Below are 17160 nucleotides of genomic sequence, written 5' to 3'. Positions count from 1 at the left end.
ATTATGCATATTTTTTAGAAAATTTATATTTATCAATTTATATTTCTCCAAATTTTATGTATTATTAGAGTAATGGGGGTAATGAGAATGGAGGAGGACAATGCAACAAACATTAGAAAAAATAGGCAAACAAGTCTTTTATAAACGGCTCCAGCAAAAAATGACACAAGAAGAATTATGTCAGGGCATTTGTTCTGTCTCATACTTAAGTAAGATCGAAAATGGAAAGATCGAAGCATCAGAAGAAATTCTACAATTGCTCTGCACAAGACTAGAAATTGCTGTGACGGATTTGAGAGATGTAGAAGAAGATGTGAAGGGGAAGCTAGATGAATGGTTAAATGCACTAGTTCATTTAGACAAGCAACAAGTAGAACGTATATATGAAGAGTTGCAAGGTGAAATGAAGCATGTGTTGGATTTTGAAATTATAAATTATTATAAACTGCTGTATACACGTTATTTAATTATGAAAAGGGATATTTCTGCACTCGAAGAAGAATTAGATAAGTTGAAGAAGGTATATAAAAAATATTCTCCATTTCAGAAGTTGTTATATATGTATAGTAGAGGATTATTGTGCTGTTTACAGTATAGATGGAAGGATGGGCTAGATTACTTATTAAAAACAGAAGTAATGGCCAAAGAACAAGGGTATCATGAAACAGGCTTGTATTATAATATAGCGCTTGCATATACTCATTTAGATATTCATCATCTTGCAATTCATTTTGTAAATATGGCATTAGAAGGATTTCGTAGTGAATATAAGTTTAGGAATATAATTAATTGCCAAATCCTTATTGCGGTAAGTTATACAGAAAAAGGTCAGTATGAAGAAGCTTTAAAAATGTATGAGAGTATATTGAGAGAGGCCACATCTTTTGCTGATAAGGATGTACTATTAGCTATTACTTTAAGTAATATGGGAAGTATCTATTATAAAAAAGGTAAATATCAGCAAGCGAAAAAATATTATTTAGATAGTCTACAACTTCAAAAACAAATAGATTTAAACTATTTAGATACAATATACGAAATGGCATTAGTATGCATTAAATTAGAAGAATTGGAAGAGGCAAGGACATTAATTGATAAGGGAATTGATGCAGCAAAACAGGAAGAGAGATTTAATGCAAAATTATATTTGCTTTTAATGCTTAGATATAAATATTTTGAAGAAGCAAAAGATTATAAAGCATTTTTGGAAAATGAGGCTATCCCGTTGTATAAATCTGCAGGAAATAAAATAGAATTAAAGAAAGTATACGTTGAACTAGCAGAACATTTTTCCAGTTTATCGAGATTTGAAGAAAGTAATCGATATTATAGGTTAGTTATTGATTTAATGAATGATAATAAGGAGGAATAAACATGAAAAAGATGGTATTTGGAGTATTGGCGTTTATATTGACTCTTACAGTTGCTGGAGGAATACATCAATATAGCAGTAAACCTGATATTGTTGGTCAACAAGCTAAAACTGTTGAACAAGTTAATTTATAATCTCCACCCTTTCCAATCGGAAAGGGTTTTTTCAATATTTGTTCCTCAAAATTCTACAAAACTTGAGAAAATAATTATTTGAATTTTTAGTATATTAATAGTGGAAACATAATGCTAATATAAAACTACTCTTTTTCAAAAAAAATTTTTATTAGGGGGAAGGTTCATGAAAAAGAAAAGTTTAGCGTTAGTGTTAGCTACAGGAATGGCAGTTACAACATTTGGAGGGACAGGCTCTGCATTTGCGGATTCTAAAAATGTACTCTCTACGAAGAAGTACAATGAGACAGTACAGTCACCTGAGTTTATTTCTGGTGATCTAACTGGAGCGACTGGTAAGAAAGCGGAATCTGTTGTGTTTGATTACTTAAATGCAGCAAAAGGTGATTACAAGCTAGGGGAAAAGAGTGCGCAAGATTCTTTCAAAGTGAAACAAGTGAAGAAAGATGCTGTAACTGATTCAACAGTAGTACGTATGCAACAAGTTTACGAAGGAGTGCCTGTATGGGGTTCTACTCAAGTGGCTCACGTAAGTAAAGACGGTTCTTTAAAAGTATTGTCTGGAACAGTTGCACCTGATTTAGACAAAAAGGAAAAGTTGAAAAATAAAAATAAGATTGAAGGCGCAAAAGCAATTGAAATCGCGCAACAAGATTTAGGGGTAACACCGAAATATGAGGTAGAACCAAAAGCGGACTTATATGTATATCAAAATGGTGAAGAAACAACATATGCATACGTTGTAAATCTAAACTTCTTAGATCCAAGTCCAGGAAACTACTACTATTTCATTGAAGCAGACAGCGGTAAAGTATTAAATAAATATAATAAATTGGATCATGTAACAAATGAAGATAAATCACCAGTTAAGCATGAGGCTCCTAAACAGGATGCGAAAGCAGTAGTAAAACCTGTAACAGGAACAAATAAAGTAGGGACTGGTAAAGGTGTATTAGGAGATACGAAATCACTTAATACAACGTTATCTGGTTCATCTTACTACTTACAAGATAATACGCGCGGGGCAACAATTTTCACATATGATGCGAAAAATCGTACTACATTGCCAGGAACTTTATGGGTAGATGCAGATAATGTTTTTAATGCAGCGTATGATGCAGCAGCAGTAGATGCTCATTACTATGCAGGTAGAACATATGATTATTATAAAGCTACATTTAACAGAAACTCTATTAATGATGCAGGAGCTCCGTTAAAATCGACAGTTCATTACGGAAGTAAGTATAATAATGCATTCTGGAATGGCTCACAAATGGTATACGGAGATGGTGATGGTGTAACATTCACTTCATTATCTGGTGGAATTGATGTAATTGGTCACGAATTAACGCATGCTGTTACTGAAAATAGCTCGGACTTAATTTATCAAAATGAATCAGGAGCGCTAAATGAAGCAATTTCTGATATTTTTGGTACTTTAGTAGAATTCTATGATAACCGTAACCCGGATTGGGAGATTGGTGAAGATATTTATACGCCTGGTAAAGCAGGAGATGCGCTTCGCTCTATGAGTGATCCAGCGAAATACGGTGATCCAGACCATTATTCTAAGCGTTACACTGGTACTAGTGATAACGGTGGGGTTCATACAAACAGTGGTATCATTAACAAACAAGCTTATTTATTAGCAAATGGTGGTACGCATTCGGGTGTAACTGTAACGGGCATTGGTAAAGATAAGTTAGGTGCAATTTATTACCGTGCAAACACACAATATTTCACGCAATCTACTACATTTAGCCAAGCTCGTGCTGGTGCAGTACAAGCTGCAGCTGATTTATATGGTGCGACTTCTGCGGAAGTAGCAGCAGTTAAGCAATCATTTAGTGCTGTTGGTATTAACTAAGGATTTAAAGGATAGCTATTAATAAAATACCTCAAAAATAAAGAAGGAGCCTATGCTCCTTCTTTATTTTTTTCTCCATTTTTTCCACAAATAATATAATCCGATACAACCTGCAATTGTCACAATCCACTTTGCTTCATTTGTTCCGTTCATGACATGATAGGCAGAATATACTTCGATTAACAATGCCGGTATTTTCCCTATTGTGCTGGCAATACTGAAGGAGAGTAATGACATCTTACCTAGAGCCGCAAATAAAGTCACGATACTTGATGGGATGAAAGGTATCAAGCGAAACGATAGAACGAGTAGAAAGGCCTCTCTACCTTCTACATAAAGAAGACGCTCTACCTTTGGGTATTTATTTACTTTATCGTGAGTGAACTTTTGAAGGCCCATGCGGTAAATATAAAACGAGATAATAGCCCCTAATGCTTCGCCTGCGATCGAAATAACAGTACCATTTGTTACGCCAAAGAGCTGTATATTAATGGCGGTTAAAAAAATACTAGGGATAAAACCTAAAAGACTAATGATGATGTTAATTAAGATACTAAGTGGAATTGCGATTGAATAGTATTCTGTTAAGAAATTTTGAATCGTTTCAGCCATTGTTTAAAATCCTTTATCTTTTTTTGCATTACACCACATTTCGTTTGTATAGGCAAGGGTAAATTTACATAATGTAGAAAAACGTTGATAAGAAGGTATCTTTATACCTTATATGGGTATTGGGTATATGAAAATAGGGGTATTTTAAGATATTTTTAAAAATACTATAAAAACCTTTGTATAAAAGAGTTTTATAGTTATGTTATCTGTGATTTTATCTGGGAAATAATCGAAAAATATAGGGGGTATATATTATAAAAGGCAAAAAATAGAGGGTTGATGAAATTGCTGGGGTAAATATGGAAAAATAGATAAAAAAAATGAAAACTGATAGATTTTTTCGTTGTGAAATTGACTTTTAGTGAAGTTGCGATAATAATCATGGAAGAGGTGATATGATGAAACGAATAAGTAGTCTTTTCTTCAGTAGTTTATTGGCATTAATGCTGATCTTAAGTGGATGTGCAGGAAAAGAACAAAAAACAGAGAAACAGACAGGGAATCAAGCTACATCGGTAGAAAAAATTAGTGATAATATTTTAGATGAAATGGAAGGACCACCTAAAAATGGTCATACGATTGAAAGACATGTAGGCAAGTCAGAAGAGGATTTGAAGAATCGCTTGAAGACAGATAAAGTGTCAGCCGCAAGTACATACTATGATAAAGAAACAGCGACGAAAGCTGTAAAAGATAGCTTGAAGCAACATGACAAGGAAATTCAAGATTGGTTAAAAAATTCTAAAGAGGCTCGTCTCGTATTAAATACAACTCATTCATTTCCTGTTGGAAAAACGGTAATAAAGAAAAATATGAGTGTAAAAGACAAGTTAGTAAAAACTGTTACTGTTTTAGCAAGAGATAAGTCAGGAGAATTAGGGTTTAAGATTATTACTTCTTATCCATCTGATAAATAAGAAGGGGGAGTACATTATGTATACGACATTACAATACTTTCTTAAATCGTACTGTACGTTAAGTATTCATGAGGATGAAATAGTAAGCGTGATGGAAGAGTTTATTGAACAAGAAGACGAAGAAATTGTTTTGAAATTACGTGATGAATTAATAAATATGAAGAAAAAGAACGCGTGGGAAGAGGCGTGTGTATTAGCTGCGAAGCAAGGAAATCGTATGTGGTCTTTAGAAGAAACGAAAGACCATCTTGAAACTTTTTTACTATTACTGCAAAAGAAAAAGGCGTGATTAAATCACGCCTTTTTCTTTATGCTATTCGGTTGATATTATCTATTCTTTTGGAGCGCTTTTATATACGCTTTTTGAAATTTGTCCATTTGATATTACTTCCCCGTTTTGTGTTACTTTTTTATACGTAACCGCGGTGATTTTATCACTAGTTCTACTAATTACTTGAGAAGAAACTTCAACATTTTTACCAGTATTTGTACCGAAAATGCGTGTAGTAATACTACCTCCATTTGAAAATGCTTGAATATAAATATGATTGCCTGTATTATTTTTAAATTTTAAATCTGGACCATAATCTGCTACTGCTGCATCTTGCCCAAGTGGTAAATAATTTACTGGCATAGAATGATTGCTTCGAGAAACAATGCCTAAATCTGCCCTTAAAGCTGCACTGTATAATGTACTACTGACTTGGCAAACTCCTCCGCCTGCACTTTGTATTACTTTACCTTGTGAATATACTGCTGCAGATTTATAACCATGTGCAGCATCAGTTACGCCAACGCGACCGTTAAAACTAAATGTTTCATCAGGTGCGACAATAACCCCACTTAAAGTATTAGCTGACTTATTTACGTTAAATGATTGATTTCCGTTACGGCCAGCCATTGGAGTAGAATATTCAGCAATGACTTCTTTAATACCCATTTTCTGTATGTCTTCTGTAGAACGTTCTGGTTTTATGAATGTAACTGGTAATGTAACATCTGATTTACCAGTAGTAATAGCTTCATTTGTTAAACCGCTTAGTTTCCCTTTATCAATTTTTTCTCCGTTTTGGCTTTGACTAATATTTACTGTTGAGCCTTCAATACTTAATTCTGCGTTAACAGGATTTTTTAATGTTTCATTATATTTATCTTTTATAAAGGTTTCATAAGCTGTTGCATTTAATTGTGGTGTTAATTTATAGTCACGTTTTAATTCACCGTTTTCAGCTTGCTTACGCATTTTGTAACGATTCATTACGTTTCCTTCTTGTTCTTTGAAGATTTTGTCAATAATATCTTTCTCTTTATAATTTATCCCTAAATCTTTCCATGTGTAAGTTTGTTTATCGTTTTGGAATATGTAGGTAAGGGATTTTTGATCTAACTCAGTTACCTTTTGATTAATAATTGCTTGAATATCCTTCTTATTTTTTCCGTCGAGAGAAATACCTTCAAATGTAGTATTTGGTAATGCAGTAGTATCTAATTGATTATTTAATTTGGATACATATTGATATCCCCCAACACCGCCTACACAAAGTAATATGCCCCCAGCAATTGCAGAACCAATCAGTATTTTACTTAGCTTCATTTATTTCCCCCCAGAAATTTATGTATAAATATATGTATTACATTTTTTGTATAAAAATGATGAAAATAACATTATGTACGTACTAGTATACTATTATTTTCACTGTGTGTGTAATGTTTTCATAAAAAATGTTACACCGCTGTAATAATTGTCACTTCTTGTCACAATGTGTATGAAAAATATGTTGAAAAATATAATAAAAAGGCTGTCTAGAAAGATCTAGCAGCCTTTTTATTATAATTTTTTATGTTCATTTTTATTCGTAACACCGAGATGTTTTTGAAGGGTAGTTGAAATAGTATCGACGCTTTTTTCATTTGGAACGTAATAATAAATACCACCTATATATTTATCTGTACCCTCTACTTGCATTTTTTCCATTTTTAAATTTGAATCCATTGAATTTTTTGTAATTGTCATCATATCATCAAAAGTTAAATTAGTTTTTAAATCTTTATCGACAGCGTCTAGTAGGCCACCGATTTTATTAATGGAATTAAGAGATAGTGCCTTTTCAGCAATGGCCTCTAATACAAGCTGTTGACGTTGACCACGCATATAATCACTATCGATATGACGAGTTCTAGCTAGTGCCAGTGCCTCTTCTCCATTTAAATGTTGACGTCCTTTTTTTAGATGAATGGCATCTGCTTCATCTTTACTATTTTGCTCTGTGAACTCAACTGGAACGTCTACAGTAATACCACCAAGAGAATCAACAATTTTAATAAAGGATTTAAAATTGAATTTTACATAGTAGTCAACTGGAACATCTAAAAAGTTCTCTACCGTATCAATTGTGCTGTCTACACCACCGAATACGTGCGCATGTGTGATTTTATCGTATTTATCACGTGATTTAATGTAGACGCGTGAGTCACGTGGAATGCTTACAAGTTTAACGGATTTATCGTTTTTATTAATTGTTGCAAGTAATAACGCATCTGTTCGAGTTGCTTTTCCATAACCTTTTTCCCTAATATCACTTTCATCAACACCCATAATTAGTACGGAAATATTGTCGGTCATAGGTTTAACAGCTTTTTCACGTTTACTGGACTTATCTCCTCGACCTAGTTCAGCATAAGCATTATTTAAGACGGACTTTGCTTTACTGTATATATGGAAGGAGTAGCCTCCTGCTCCAAGTGCTACAATTAGTAATGGAATAAGAAGGAACCAAAGTAGGCGTTTTTTCTTTGAGCGTCCTTTTTTGGCTCGCGTATTGTTGTTCGTGTCGGATTTCATCATTTTTTCTCCTTTAAAACTATCAAAGTGTATACATTTAGAAGTGTATTCAAACACATAAAAAATATTTTACGCTAAATAAAAGCGATTGTACATGTATAAAAAATAGATGTCTTGATTATTTATAAGACACCTATTCGTTATTGTATACAAAAGATAGGGATAAGAAAATGATAAAATTTTACCTAATTACAACATAATGCTTACGATAATTGCAGATAAAATACTAACGAGAGTAGCTCCATATAGTAATTTAAGGCCAAACCTCGCAACAACGTTTCCTTGTTCTTCGTTTAGTCCTTTTACCGCACCTGAAATAATACCAATGGAAGAAAAATTGGCAAAAGATACAAGGAAAACAGAAATAATACCAACTGTACGGGGAGAAAGGCTATTAGAAATTTTACTAAGGTCCATCATTGCGACAAATTCATTCGTTACAAGCTTCGTTGCCATAATGCTGCCAGCCGCGACAATTTCAGAACTGGGTACACCGATAAGGAATGCGATAGGTGCAAATACATAGCCGATTAATTGTTGGAACGTAATACCGAATATAATGAGGAACAGGTCATTAATACAACTAATTAATGCGACGAATCCGATGAGCATAGCGCCGACAACAATGGCTACACGAAAACCATCAAGAATGTATTCTCCAAGCATTTCAAAAAAGCTTTGTTTTTCACCTTTGATTTCTAAAATATCTTCGTCATCTTTAACGTCGTAAGGGTTAATGATGAGTATGATAATAAAACCGCTAAATAAATTGAGAACGAGTGCAGTTACTACATATTTAGGTTCAATCATTGTCATATAGGCACCTACGATAGACATAGATACGGTTGACATAGCAGAGGCACAAAGTGTATAAAGACGGTGTTTGGGAATTTGAGCTAATTGTTTTTTCACTGTAATAAAAACTTCTGATTGGCCGACAATGGCAGAGGCGATAGCGTTGTAAGATTCTAATTTACCAAGACCATTTATTTTACTAAGAAAGTACCCGATCCAACGAATAAAAAATGGTAATATTTTGAAATGTTGTAATATACCAATTAAAACAGAAATAAAGACGATTGGTAATAATACAGTAAGGAAAAATGGCATTTCACCTTTATTTGCAAGACCACCAAATACGAAATTTATTCCATCAGCAGCATACTCGAGTAGCTTGGTAAACAAACTGGAAATGATTCTAATAAGTATGAGGCCGATTTCTGTATTTAATAGTAAATAGGTTAAAATTAACTGTATAATAAGCATGATAAAAATTGGTTTAAATTTAATATGCTTCTTATTATTGCTAGCAATATAAGCGAGCAAGAAAACAACAATTAGTCCGACGAAAAAAGTAATGAATTTCATGGTAAGCCCCCTAAAAGAGATATTCTGCTATATATGTTTTTCATTTCAAGGGAGAATATGCATCTTTGGTAAAGAAAGGAATAGAGAGAGCATGAATATATGTAGAGTGCATCACGTTGCAATTATTTGTTCGAATTATGAGACGTCAAAGGATTTTTATACTAGGATATTAGGGTTTAAAGAGATAAATGAAGTATATAGAAAGGAACGAGATTCTTATAAATTAGATTTATGTGTAGGAGAAGAGTATCAAATCGAATTATTTTCATTTCCAAATCCGCCTGAGCGTAAAAGTTTTCCAGAAGCAGCCGGTCTTAGACATTTAGCATTTGCTGTTACAAATATAGAAGAAGCTGTGAAGCATTTAAACCAATGTGGTGTTGAGACGGAACCGATCCGTATTGATGAAATAACGGGGAAGAAATTCGTCTTTTTCCAAGATCCTGATGGTTTACCTTTAGAATTGTATGAGGTTTGAAAATTGGTGGATTTTATATAGAGTTGCTTTCCAATAATTGAAGAAACTAAAGTGAAACTTCTTTTTAAAAGGAGGTGTAACTTTAGCTAAGAAAGCTAAAGAGCATATGTGGATATTTTAAAATTATTGATGGTAGTCATTCTTATTGGGTTAACAGCATTTTTTGTGGCTGTTGAATTTGCAATTATTAAGGTACGTAGCAGTCGTATTGATCAACTCGTTAGCGAAAAAAGACGAGGTGCACTGGCAGCTAAAAAGGTAACTTCAAATTTAGATGAATATTTATCGGCCTGTCAGCTAGGTATTACAATTACTGCTTTAGGGCTTGGGTGGTTAGGGGAACCAACCATTAAACATTTACTCGAGCCGTTGTTTTTAAAATTAAAATTCTCACCTGCAATTTCCAGTACAGTTTCATTTATTATTGCCTTTGCAGTAATTACATTTTTACATGTTGTCATTGGGGAACTTGCTCCAAAGACATTTGCTATACAAAAAGCAGAACAAGTTAGCTTATTGTTATCGAAACCACTTATTTATTTTTACCGAGTTATGTATCCGTTTATTTGGGCTTTGAATGGTTCAGCGAGGGTTGTAACTGGTTTATTCGGATTACATCCAGCTTCTGAACATGAAGTAGCTCATTCAGAAGAAGAATTAAGGTTAATTTTATCTGAGAGCTATGAGAGCGGAGAGATTAACCAAAGGGAATTTAAATATGTAAATAATATTTTTGAATTTGATAATAGAGTAGCAAAAGAAATTATGGTACCTCGTACGGAAGTTGTAGGCTTATATGAGGACGAACCATTTGAAACACATATTAAAGTAATCGCGCAAGAAAAGTACACGAGATATCCTGTATTTGGTGAAGATAAAGATGAAATTATTGGGATGGTTAATGTAAAAGATTTATTTATTCGTTATATGGATGGTAATCGGGATGAGGAGTGCTCAATTATGCCATATACAAGGCCAGTTATTGAAGTGCTAGAAAATATTCCAATTCATGATTTACTATTACAAATGCAAAGAAAACACATTCCATTAGCTGTATTGTATGATGAATATGGTGGTACAGCTGGGATTGTTACACTAGAAGATATTTTAGAAGAAATTGTTGGAGAAATTCGAGATGAATACGATGAAGATGAGAATCCCCCTATAGAGCATATAAGTGAAGGTTATAAAATCGTAGAAGGAAAAGTGCTTATTAGTGAAGTAAATGATTTGCTTGGCATACATTTAATTGCTGATGATGTAGATACAATTGGTGGCTGGATTATGGTACAAAAACAAATCGTTGCTGAAGGAGATATTATTGAGAAACACGGTTTTTATTTTAAAGTCCTTGAAAAGGATATGCATCAAATTAAACGAGTGGAAATAAGGAAAGTAGAAGAATGATTTTCTATAAACTTTAATAAAAAGGATATACAGAAAAATAAATGTTTGCGCTTTCAAAAAAGGTGCTATATAGTGAAGGTGGATACTGAAAAATTCTTCTGAATGATACTCGTGTTTTTAGAGGGCGGATTTTTTGGATAAGGATTTAGAATGAAAAAGTATAGGTGATAAAAATGATAGCAACGAAGGATATACGTATAGAAAAAGATTTTTTAGGTGAAAAAGAAGTACCAAGTGCAGCTTATTATGGTGTACAAACATTACGTGCCGTAGAAAACTTCCCAATTACAGGATATCGCATTCATCCATCACTCATTACAGCAATGGCAATTGTGAAAAAAGCGGCGGCGCTTGCGAATATAGATACTGGTTACTTAGCTAAAGACATTGGACATGAAATTGCAGAAGCAGCGCAAGAAATTGTTGATGGAAAGTTTCATGATCAATTTATCGTGGATCCTATTCAAGGTGGAGCCGGAACTTCTATTAATATGAATACAAATGAAGTAATTGCGAATAGAGCGTTAGAACGTATGGGATATGAAAAAGGGGCGTATGCGAAAATTAGCCCAAACACTCATGTGAACATGGCCCAATCAACGAACGATGCGTTTCCAACAGGGATTCATATTGCAACTCTTATGATGTTAGAAAAGCTTCTTATTACAATGGAAGAACTTCATTCTGCTTTTCGTAAAAAAGCAAAAGAGTTTGATCATGTTATTAAAATGGGACGCACACATTTACAAGATGCAGTTCCAATTCGCCTTGGACAAGAATTTGAAGCGTATAGCCGAGTGCTTGCGCGTGATATAAAAAGAATTAAACAGTCTCGTCAACATTTATATGAAGTGAATATGGGCGCGACAGCTGTTGGTACAGGATTAAATGCAAATCCTATGTATATTGAACAAGTGGTAAAACATTTAAGAACGTTTAGTGGATTCCCACTTGTTGGTGCAGAGCATTTAGTTGATGCAACGCAAAATACAGATGCATACACAGAGGTATCTGCAGCACTTAAAGTATGTATGATGAACATGTCTAAAATTGCAAACGATCTTCGTATTATGGCGTCTGGTCCACGTGTTGGGTTAGCTGAAATTCAATTGCCAGCACGTCAGCCAGGTTCATCGATTATGCCAGGAAAAGTAAATCCAGTTATGGCAGAAGTGATTAACCAAGTCGCATTCCAAGTAATCGGAAACGATCATACAATTTGCTTAGCATCAGAAGCAGGACAATTAGAGTTAAACGTAATGGAGCCTGTGCTTGTATTTAATTTAATTCAATCTATTAGTATTATGAATAATGGATTCCGTGTATTCCGTGAATATTGTATTGAAGGAATTACGGCAAATGAAGAATTGCTGAAGCAATATGTTGAGAAAAGTGTTGGAATTATTACAGCAGTTAATCCTCATATTGGTTATGAAGTAGCATCTCGTATTGCACGTGAAGCAATTGAAACAGGGAAATCTGTTAGGGAGTTATGTTTAGAACATGGTGTACTGACAGAAGAGGAATTGGATATTATTTTAGATCCATTCGAAATGACTCACCCTGAAATTGCTGGAGCTTCTTTATTAAAAAATAAAAAAATGTAATGTGAAAAACACCGATCCACTTGGATCGGTGTTTTATTTTTAAAAGATATTAAATACAGCGTTTAATTGAAGTAAGCTAATAACAGCTAAGAAGATTAAACTGTATTTCATTGCTGTTTTAAATAGAGCAGATTCTTTACCAACTAGTCCAACTGCGGCACAAGCAACTGCTACAGATTGTGGTGAAACCATTTTTGCCATTGTACCACCTACTACGTTTAAGGCAACGAGTGTAGAAGGAACGATGTTTAACTGGTCTGCTGTTACTGCTTGAAGTGGTGCGAATAAAGAACCACTTGAAACTACTGAACCTGTAATGAATACGCCAATCCATCCTAAGATTGGAGAAAGAACTGGGAATGCATTACCAGTAGAAGAGAATGCAAGTCCAAGTGTAGATGACATACCAGAGTAGTTTTCTACGTAAGCTAAAGCGATAACGCTACAAATTGTATATACTGGAGCTTTTAATTCTTTCATTGTTTCAATCATTAATTCTTTAACCATTTTACCTTTTACGCGGTAAACGATAAGTGAAACGATAATTGCTAGTACAATCGCAGTAGTTGTAGAAGAGAATACATCAAATTTGAAAACAGCTGCGAAAGGTGTATCAGCTTTTGTAATTGGTGTAGTTTTCATAACAGCATTATGAAGACCAGGGAACTGAATGTTAAATACTAAGTTTGCTAACGCACCATCTGGAGCAAATAAAGCTTTAATCGGTTTTAAGTTAAAGATTGTTACAAATGCAGTTAAGAATACGAATGGAGACCAAGCGTATAAAATTTGATTGAATGTATGTGATACTTTAGTTTCTTGTTTTTCTTCTTTAGTAGAAGATTTTGGTTGCCAAACACGTAAGAATAATGCAAGAGCAATCATACTTACAACTGCTGCGAAAATATTAGTAAGTTCTGCACCTAAGAAGTAAGTCACAGCGAATTGAGTAATAGCGAAAGAAACACCACTTACAAGAATACCTTGCCAAGTTTCTTTAATACCTTTAATTCCATCGACCATTGAAACAAGTAAGAAAGGTAAAATAATACTAATGAAAGGTAAAATAAGAACAGTTTGACGACCAATAGTTAATGCGTCAAGTTGAGTTAATTGTGCTGGCACTGTAACTGGAATACCCATAGCACCCATAGCACCACCAGCAATATTAGCTACTAAACAAATACCTGCTGCTTTTAATGGATTAAAGCCCATACCTACAAGTAATGCGGCTGTAATAGCAACTGGAACCCCTAGACCAGCTGCACCTTCTAAGAAAGCACCGAAAGAATAAGCGATTAATAATACTTGTAAACGTTGATCATTTGTAATGCTTGAAATACTATCGCGAATAATATTGAATTGCTCTGTTTTAACAGTTAATTTGTAAAGGAAAATTGCGGCGATAACGATAGTACAAATTGGATAAAATCCAGATAAAACACCGAATCCAGCAGATGCTACAGCTACTGTTGCTGGCATTTTATAAACAAATATTGCAAGGATAATAGCGACAATCACACTATAAAGACCAGCCATGTAACTTTTCATTTTGAATCCCATTAAACAAATGATGAAACAAAAGATTGGAAGTGCTGCGATTAGTGCAGATAACCAAATATTGTTTAATGGGTCATAAATTTGTGTCCAAGTACTCATAATAATGACAACTCCTATCTATTATATGTGAAGAAATTCACATTATTTGTGAAACTATTCACAATCAACTTACATGCTTAGTATATTCTCCTTCAACACTATTGTCAACGTAAAAAAGTATAATTATTCCATAATAGTGTTAAAAGAAAAGCTTTGTTCATAAAGTAGACAAAAAACACACTCAAATGAATTTAAGTGTGCTGTATAAACTATTTGCATATTATTTTGCTTATTCAGCTGGCATGTTTCCTATAAGTGTATATTAGATGCCGTCTTTTATATCGAGTATAAAGTTTAATATATGCACCTATCTGTCCTGTTTGATCTAGTGGGGGGAACGGTGAGTGGATTTAATAGGAAGTTTTGCACAACAATCCAACCGCTTGCAATACGAATAAAAAATAAGAAACAAATTTTTAATATCACATCATCTCTTTTTACTGAAAATTCCTTTTAGAGTAACAAAGAGGTTAATTATAGTTCAACTACATTACGATAGGTTATCAATTATAGACGGTATTTTACAATACCGTTACTGTGCATTTCAATGAGGTGAAAATATAACAAAAAGCCTGACAAAACAACGTTTGCAAGCAAAGTATTCGTAGGCCATTATTTTGCTTTTTCGTTATATCATATAGTATAATATTCAAAATCAGCAAGGATTTTTTCCTGAATTTTTGCTGATAAAGATGGAAAAATTTTTCGGCTTTATAGGTTGATAAAGTTATGTCGTAACAGGAAATATAAGAACAGATATATAAATAAATAAAAAGAACATAAAAACGCAAATAAAAACGAAAATGAGGGGAACTTTATGAGCCAAAATCAATTCGAATGTCGTATTTCAGAAGAAGATGTACAAATGTTAAGAGCGTTAGCTCACCCACTTCGTCTACGTCTAGTAATGGAACTTATGCAAAGAGGAACATGTAATGTAACACAACTACAGGAAGTATTAGAAATTCCGCAATCAACGGTTTCACAACATTTAACGAAGTTAAAGCAAAATAAAGTAGTACGCTTTGAAAGACGAGGATTAGAAGTGTATTATCAAATCCATAATGATAAAGTAAGTGCGGTAGTAAAAACATTATTTTCTTAAAATTTGAATATTATGGAAAAAGACGTATGGAATATACGTCTTTTTTTATTTGTCAGAAAGGTAGCGAGAGAGTAAATATTAGCATGTGAGGAAGAAATGACTATCAATCAACATGCTGCCTTACGGAATATATTCTAAAAGGAAAAGAAAAAATAGAAAGGAGTGTAGTAAGCAAAAGGAGGGATAGTAGTATGGATGTGAAACGTGTGAAACAAATTTTATCTTCTTCAAGTAGAATTGACGTTACATATGAGGGCGTACCAGTATGGATTGAGAGCTGTGATGAGCAGAAGGGGAGTGCTCAAGTGTATGATGTATCTAATCCTGGTGAGAGCGTTCATGTGGACGTGACAGCTTTAGAGGAGAAATAACAAAAAGACGCTTCTCAATTGAGAAGCGTCTTTTTGTTATTCCATCATATGTGCAATTTTCTTAGAGAACATAAGAAGTACTAATCCCAGTACAATTACGATAATACCGATGCTTGCGAATACTTCTAAATATCCTAAAGATTGAGTGAAAGCGGCTAATTGTCCTGCTAATAAGTTTGCGAAGCCAGTACCAGCTAACCATACACCCATTAATAATGATGCTAATTTAACAGGAGCAATTGCACTTACCATAGATAATCCGATTGGTGATAAGAATAACTCACCGATTGTGTGGAACATGTAAGTGAATACAATGAATAGTAAGTTTGCTTTCATTGTAATGTTACCTTCATCGCTACCAGTTTTTAAAACAGCTAAAGTTAGAACTAAATATCCAATCCCTAGTAAAATCATGCCTAATGCCATTTTTGTTGGGATTTTCAAATCGCCATTTTTTGTTTTTGAAAGCTTAATCCATAACGCAGAAACAGGTAATGCTAGTAAGATAATGAATAGTGGGTTTACAGATTGGAACCAAGGTGTTGGAATTGTAAATCCACCAATTGTACGATCGACGAACTTATCTGTGTAAAGTGTTAAAGAACTACCAGCTTGCTCAAATCCTGCCCAGAAGAATACTACGAAACAAGTTAAAATTAAAATTGCAGCAGTACGTTTTTTCTCTTGTGTTGTTAAAGGTTTTTTCTCAATTGCTTTTGCATTTTTTTCTTTAGATTGTTTACCTACAACAGTTGTTCCGATAGACCCTAAGTAACGAGGTGCTAAGAAATTAAAGGCAAGCTGCCCAATAATCATACCGATACAAGCTGTTAAGAAACCGTATCTATAATCTGCAAAGTAACCGCAAATGAATGGAGCGATAAGAGCTCCTAAGTTAATCCCCATGTAGAAGATAGTGAAGGCACTATCACGACGAGAATCATTTTCGCTATATAATTGACCTAATAAAGTCGAAATATTTGGTTTGAAGAATCCGTTACCAATAACTAATAATCCTAATCCTAAGAAAAGTCCAGTTTTTGTGTTCATTGAGAATAATACAAAGTTACCAATTGCCATGATGATACCACCAATAGTAATGGCATGTCGCTTCGTAATGAAATGGTCAGTTAACCAACCACCAATAATAGGTGTGAAGTATACTAACATTGTGAAAATACCGTAAATTTGAACTGCAACTGCTTTATCAAATCCTAAACCGCCGCTTACTAAGCTCGTTGTTAAATAAAGAACTAATAAGCCACGCATTCCGTAATAACTAAATCTTTCCCATGCCTCTGTAAAGAACAACAAGTATAACCCTGGTGGATGTTTTTTTGGTGATTGTTGCTCTCCAGCTTTGTCTAATTTTAAAGCTGCATCCATTTTTGTTTCCCCCTAATCCTGTATAACGGATATTT

At 33.9% G+C, this 17160-nt stretch carries 16 protein-coding genes; 10 read left to right on the top strand and 6 right to left on the bottom strand.

What is annotated here, in order from left to right:
• Window positions 1-100: 100 nt before the first annotated feature.
• The 3 genes from ACUN13_RS23395 (at window position 101) to ACUN13_RS23385 (ending at window position 3373) form a co-directional block, all read left to right on the top strand.
• A complete protein-coding gene (locus ACUN13_RS23395) occupies window positions 101-1372 on the top strand; it encodes a tetratricopeptide repeat protein (RefSeq protein ID WP_001187961.1) in 1272 nt (423 codons plus the stop codon).
• A 2-nt stretch (window positions 1373-1374) separates the two neighbouring features.
• On the top strand, window positions 1375-1506 hold the full coding sequence (gene nprX, locus ACUN13_RS23390) for a quorum-signaling peptide NprX (protein WP_000738910.1): 132 nt from the start codon (window positions 1375-1377) through the stop codon (window positions 1504-1506).
• 166 nt (window positions 1507-1672) lie between these two features.
• On the top strand, window positions 1673-3373 hold the full coding sequence (locus tag ACUN13_RS23385; protein WP_000730380.1) for a M4 family metallopeptidase: 1701 nt from the start codon (window positions 1673-1675) through the stop codon (window positions 3371-3373).
• 63 nt (window positions 3374-3436) lie between these two features.
• Here the strand turns inward: ACUN13_RS23385 and ACUN13_RS23380 are convergent, their stop codons facing one another.
• Window positions 3437-3985 carry a TVP38/TMEM64 family protein gene (locus tag ACUN13_RS23380; RefSeq protein WP_000852222.1) on the bottom strand — a complete coding sequence of 183 codons (549 nt, stop codon included), beginning with the start codon at window positions 3983-3985 and terminating at the stop codon, window positions 3437-3439.
• Window positions 3986-4383: 398 nt separating this feature from the next.
• On the opposite strand from ACUN13_RS23380, the gene ACUN13_RS23375 reads away from it, so the two are divergent.
• Both ACUN13_RS23375 and ACUN13_RS23370 read left to right on the top strand, forming a co-directional pair.
• A complete protein-coding gene (locus tag ACUN13_RS23375) occupies window positions 4384-4902 on the top strand; it encodes an RNase A-like domain-containing lipoprotein (protein WP_000822694.1) in 519 nt (172 codons plus the stop codon).
• Window positions 4903-4918: 16 nt separating this feature from the next.
• Window positions 4919-5191: a hypothetical protein gene (locus tag ACUN13_RS23370; protein WP_000288803.1), complete on the top strand. Its 273-nt coding sequence runs from the start codon at window positions 4919-4921 to the stop codon at window positions 5189-5191.
• Between the two features lie 42 nt (window positions 5192-5233).
• Here ACUN13_RS23370 and ACUN13_RS23365 read toward each other — a convergent pair whose 3' ends face one another.
• The 3 genes from ACUN13_RS23365 to ACUN13_RS23355 form a co-directional block, all read right to left on the bottom strand.
• Window positions 5234-6496 (bottom strand): VanW family protein, encoded by a 1263-nt coding sequence (locus ACUN13_RS23365; protein ID WP_000777355.1) that lies wholly within the window; start codon window positions 6494-6496, stop codon window positions 5234-5236.
• 234 nt (window positions 6497-6730) lie between these two features.
• A complete protein-coding gene (locus ACUN13_RS23360) occupies window positions 6731-7747 on the bottom strand; it encodes an LCP family protein (RefSeq protein WP_002163841.1) in 1017 nt (338 codons plus the stop codon).
• 186 nt (window positions 7748-7933) lie between these two features.
• A complete protein-coding gene (locus ACUN13_RS23355) occupies window positions 7934-9112 on the bottom strand; it encodes a NupC/NupG family nucleoside CNT transporter (protein ID WP_000668866.1) in 1179 nt (392 codons plus the stop codon).
• 91 nt (window positions 9113-9203) lie between these two features.
• On the opposite strand from ACUN13_RS23355, the gene gloA2 reads away from it, so the two are divergent.
• The 3 genes from gloA2 (at window position 9204) to aspA (ending at window position 12604) form a co-directional block, all read left to right on the top strand.
• The gene (gene gloA2, locus ACUN13_RS23350; RefSeq protein WP_001017675.1) at window positions 9204-9590 is read left to right on the top strand and encodes an SMU1112c/YaeR family gloxylase I-like metalloprotein; all 387 of its coding nucleotides are present in this window, start codon (window positions 9204-9206) and stop codon (window positions 9588-9590) included.
• A gap of 108 nt (window positions 9591-9698) precedes the next feature.
• The gene (locus ACUN13_RS23345; protein WP_000353313.1) at window positions 9699-10997 is read left to right on the top strand and encodes a hemolysin family protein; all 1299 of its coding nucleotides are present in this window, start codon (window positions 9699-9701) and stop codon (window positions 10995-10997) included.
• Window positions 10998-11170: 173 nt separating this feature from the next.
• The gene (aspA, locus tag ACUN13_RS23340; protein ID WP_000562128.1) at window positions 11171-12604 is read left to right on the top strand and encodes an aspartate ammonia-lyase; all 1434 of its coding nucleotides are present in this window, start codon (window positions 11171-11173) and stop codon (window positions 12602-12604) included.
• Window positions 12605-12643: 39 nt separating this feature from the next.
• On the opposite strand, the gene ACUN13_RS23335 is transcribed toward aspA, so the two are convergent.
• Window positions 12644-14263: an L-lactate permease gene (locus ACUN13_RS23335; RefSeq protein WP_000109096.1), complete on the bottom strand. Its 1620-nt coding sequence runs from the start codon at window positions 14261-14263 to the stop codon at window positions 12644-12646.
• Between the two features lie 817 nt (window positions 14264-15080).
• Between ACUN13_RS23335 and ACUN13_RS23330 the strand changes: the two genes are divergently transcribed.
• Together ACUN13_RS23330 and ACUN13_RS23325 are read left to right on the top strand one after the other, a co-directional pair.
• The gene (locus tag ACUN13_RS23330) at window positions 15081-15368 is read left to right on the top strand and encodes an ArsR/SmtB family transcription factor (protein WP_000081428.1); all 288 of its coding nucleotides are present in this window, start codon (window positions 15081-15083) and stop codon (window positions 15366-15368) included.
• 191 nt (window positions 15369-15559) lie between these two features.
• On the top strand, window positions 15560-15739 hold the full coding sequence (locus tag ACUN13_RS23325; RefSeq protein ID WP_000382679.1) for an acid-soluble spore protein H: 180 nt from the start codon (window positions 15560-15562) through the stop codon (window positions 15737-15739).
• 36 nt (window positions 15740-15775) lie between these two features.
• Here ACUN13_RS23325 and ACUN13_RS23320 read toward each other — a convergent pair whose 3' ends face one another.
• Window positions 15776-17125 (bottom strand): peptide MFS transporter, encoded by a 1350-nt coding sequence (locus tag ACUN13_RS23320; protein ID WP_000338314.1) that lies wholly within the window; start codon window positions 17123-17125, stop codon window positions 15776-15778.
• Window positions 17126-17160: the final 35 nt, after the last annotated feature.

The organism is Bacillus cereus group sp. Bce041, assembly GCF_052646455.1.
Note: the sequence above shows the minus strand (reverse complement) of the source record. Positions and strands in the feature narration are given on the sequence as shown.

Excerpts from the sequence above, each read along its gene's own strand:
- ACUN13_RS23395 (WP_001187961.1), top strand. The coding sequence starts at position 101 with ATGCAACAAACATTAGAAAAAATAGGCAAACAAGTCTTTTATAAACGG.
- nprX (WP_000738910.1), top strand. The coding sequence starts at position 1,375 with ATGAAAAAGATGGTATTTGGAGTATTGGCGTTTATATTGACTCTTACA.
- ACUN13_RS23385 (WP_000730380.1), top strand. The coding sequence starts at position 1,673 with ATGAAAAAGAAAAGTTTAGCGTTAGTGTTAGCTACAGGAATGGCAGTT.
- ACUN13_RS23380 (WP_000852222.1), bottom strand. The coding sequence starts at position 3,985 with ATGGCTGAAACGATTCAAAATTTCTTAACAGAATACTATTCAATCGCA.
- ACUN13_RS23375 (WP_000822694.1), top strand. The coding sequence starts at position 4,384 with ATGAAACGAATAAGTAGTCTTTTCTTCAGTAGTTTATTGGCATTAATG.
- ACUN13_RS23370 (WP_000288803.1), top strand. The coding sequence starts at position 4,919 with ATGTATACGACATTACAATACTTTCTTAAATCGTACTGTACGTTAAGT.
- ACUN13_RS23365 (WP_000777355.1), bottom strand. The coding sequence starts at position 6,496 with ATGAAGCTAAGTAAAATACTGATTGGTTCTGCAATTGCTGGGGGCATA.
- ACUN13_RS23360 (WP_002163841.1), bottom strand. The coding sequence starts at position 7,747 with ATGATGAAATCCGACACGAACAACAATACGCGAGCCAAAAAAGGACGC.
- ACUN13_RS23355 (WP_000668866.1), bottom strand. The coding sequence starts at position 9,112 with ATGAAATTCATTACTTTTTTCGTCGGACTAATTGTTGTTTTCTTGCTC.
- gloA2 (WP_001017675.1), top strand. The coding sequence starts at position 9,204 with ATGAATATATGTAGAGTGCATCACGTTGCAATTATTTGTTCGAATTAT.
- aspA (WP_000562128.1), top strand. The coding sequence starts at position 11,171 with ATGATAGCAACGAAGGATATACGTATAGAAAAAGATTTTTTAGGTGAA.
- ACUN13_RS23335 (WP_000109096.1), bottom strand. The coding sequence starts at position 14,263 with ATGAGTACTTGGACACAAATTTATGACCCATTAAACAATATTTGGTTA.
- ACUN13_RS23330 (WP_000081428.1), top strand. The coding sequence starts at position 15,081 with ATGAGCCAAAATCAATTCGAATGTCGTATTTCAGAAGAAGATGTACAA.
- ACUN13_RS23325 (WP_000382679.1), top strand. The coding sequence starts at position 15,560 with ATGGATGTGAAACGTGTGAAACAAATTTTATCTTCTTCAAGTAGAATT.
- ACUN13_RS23320 (WP_000338314.1), bottom strand. The coding sequence starts at position 17,125 with ATGGATGCAGCTTTAAAATTAGACAAAGCTGGAGAGCAACAATCACCA.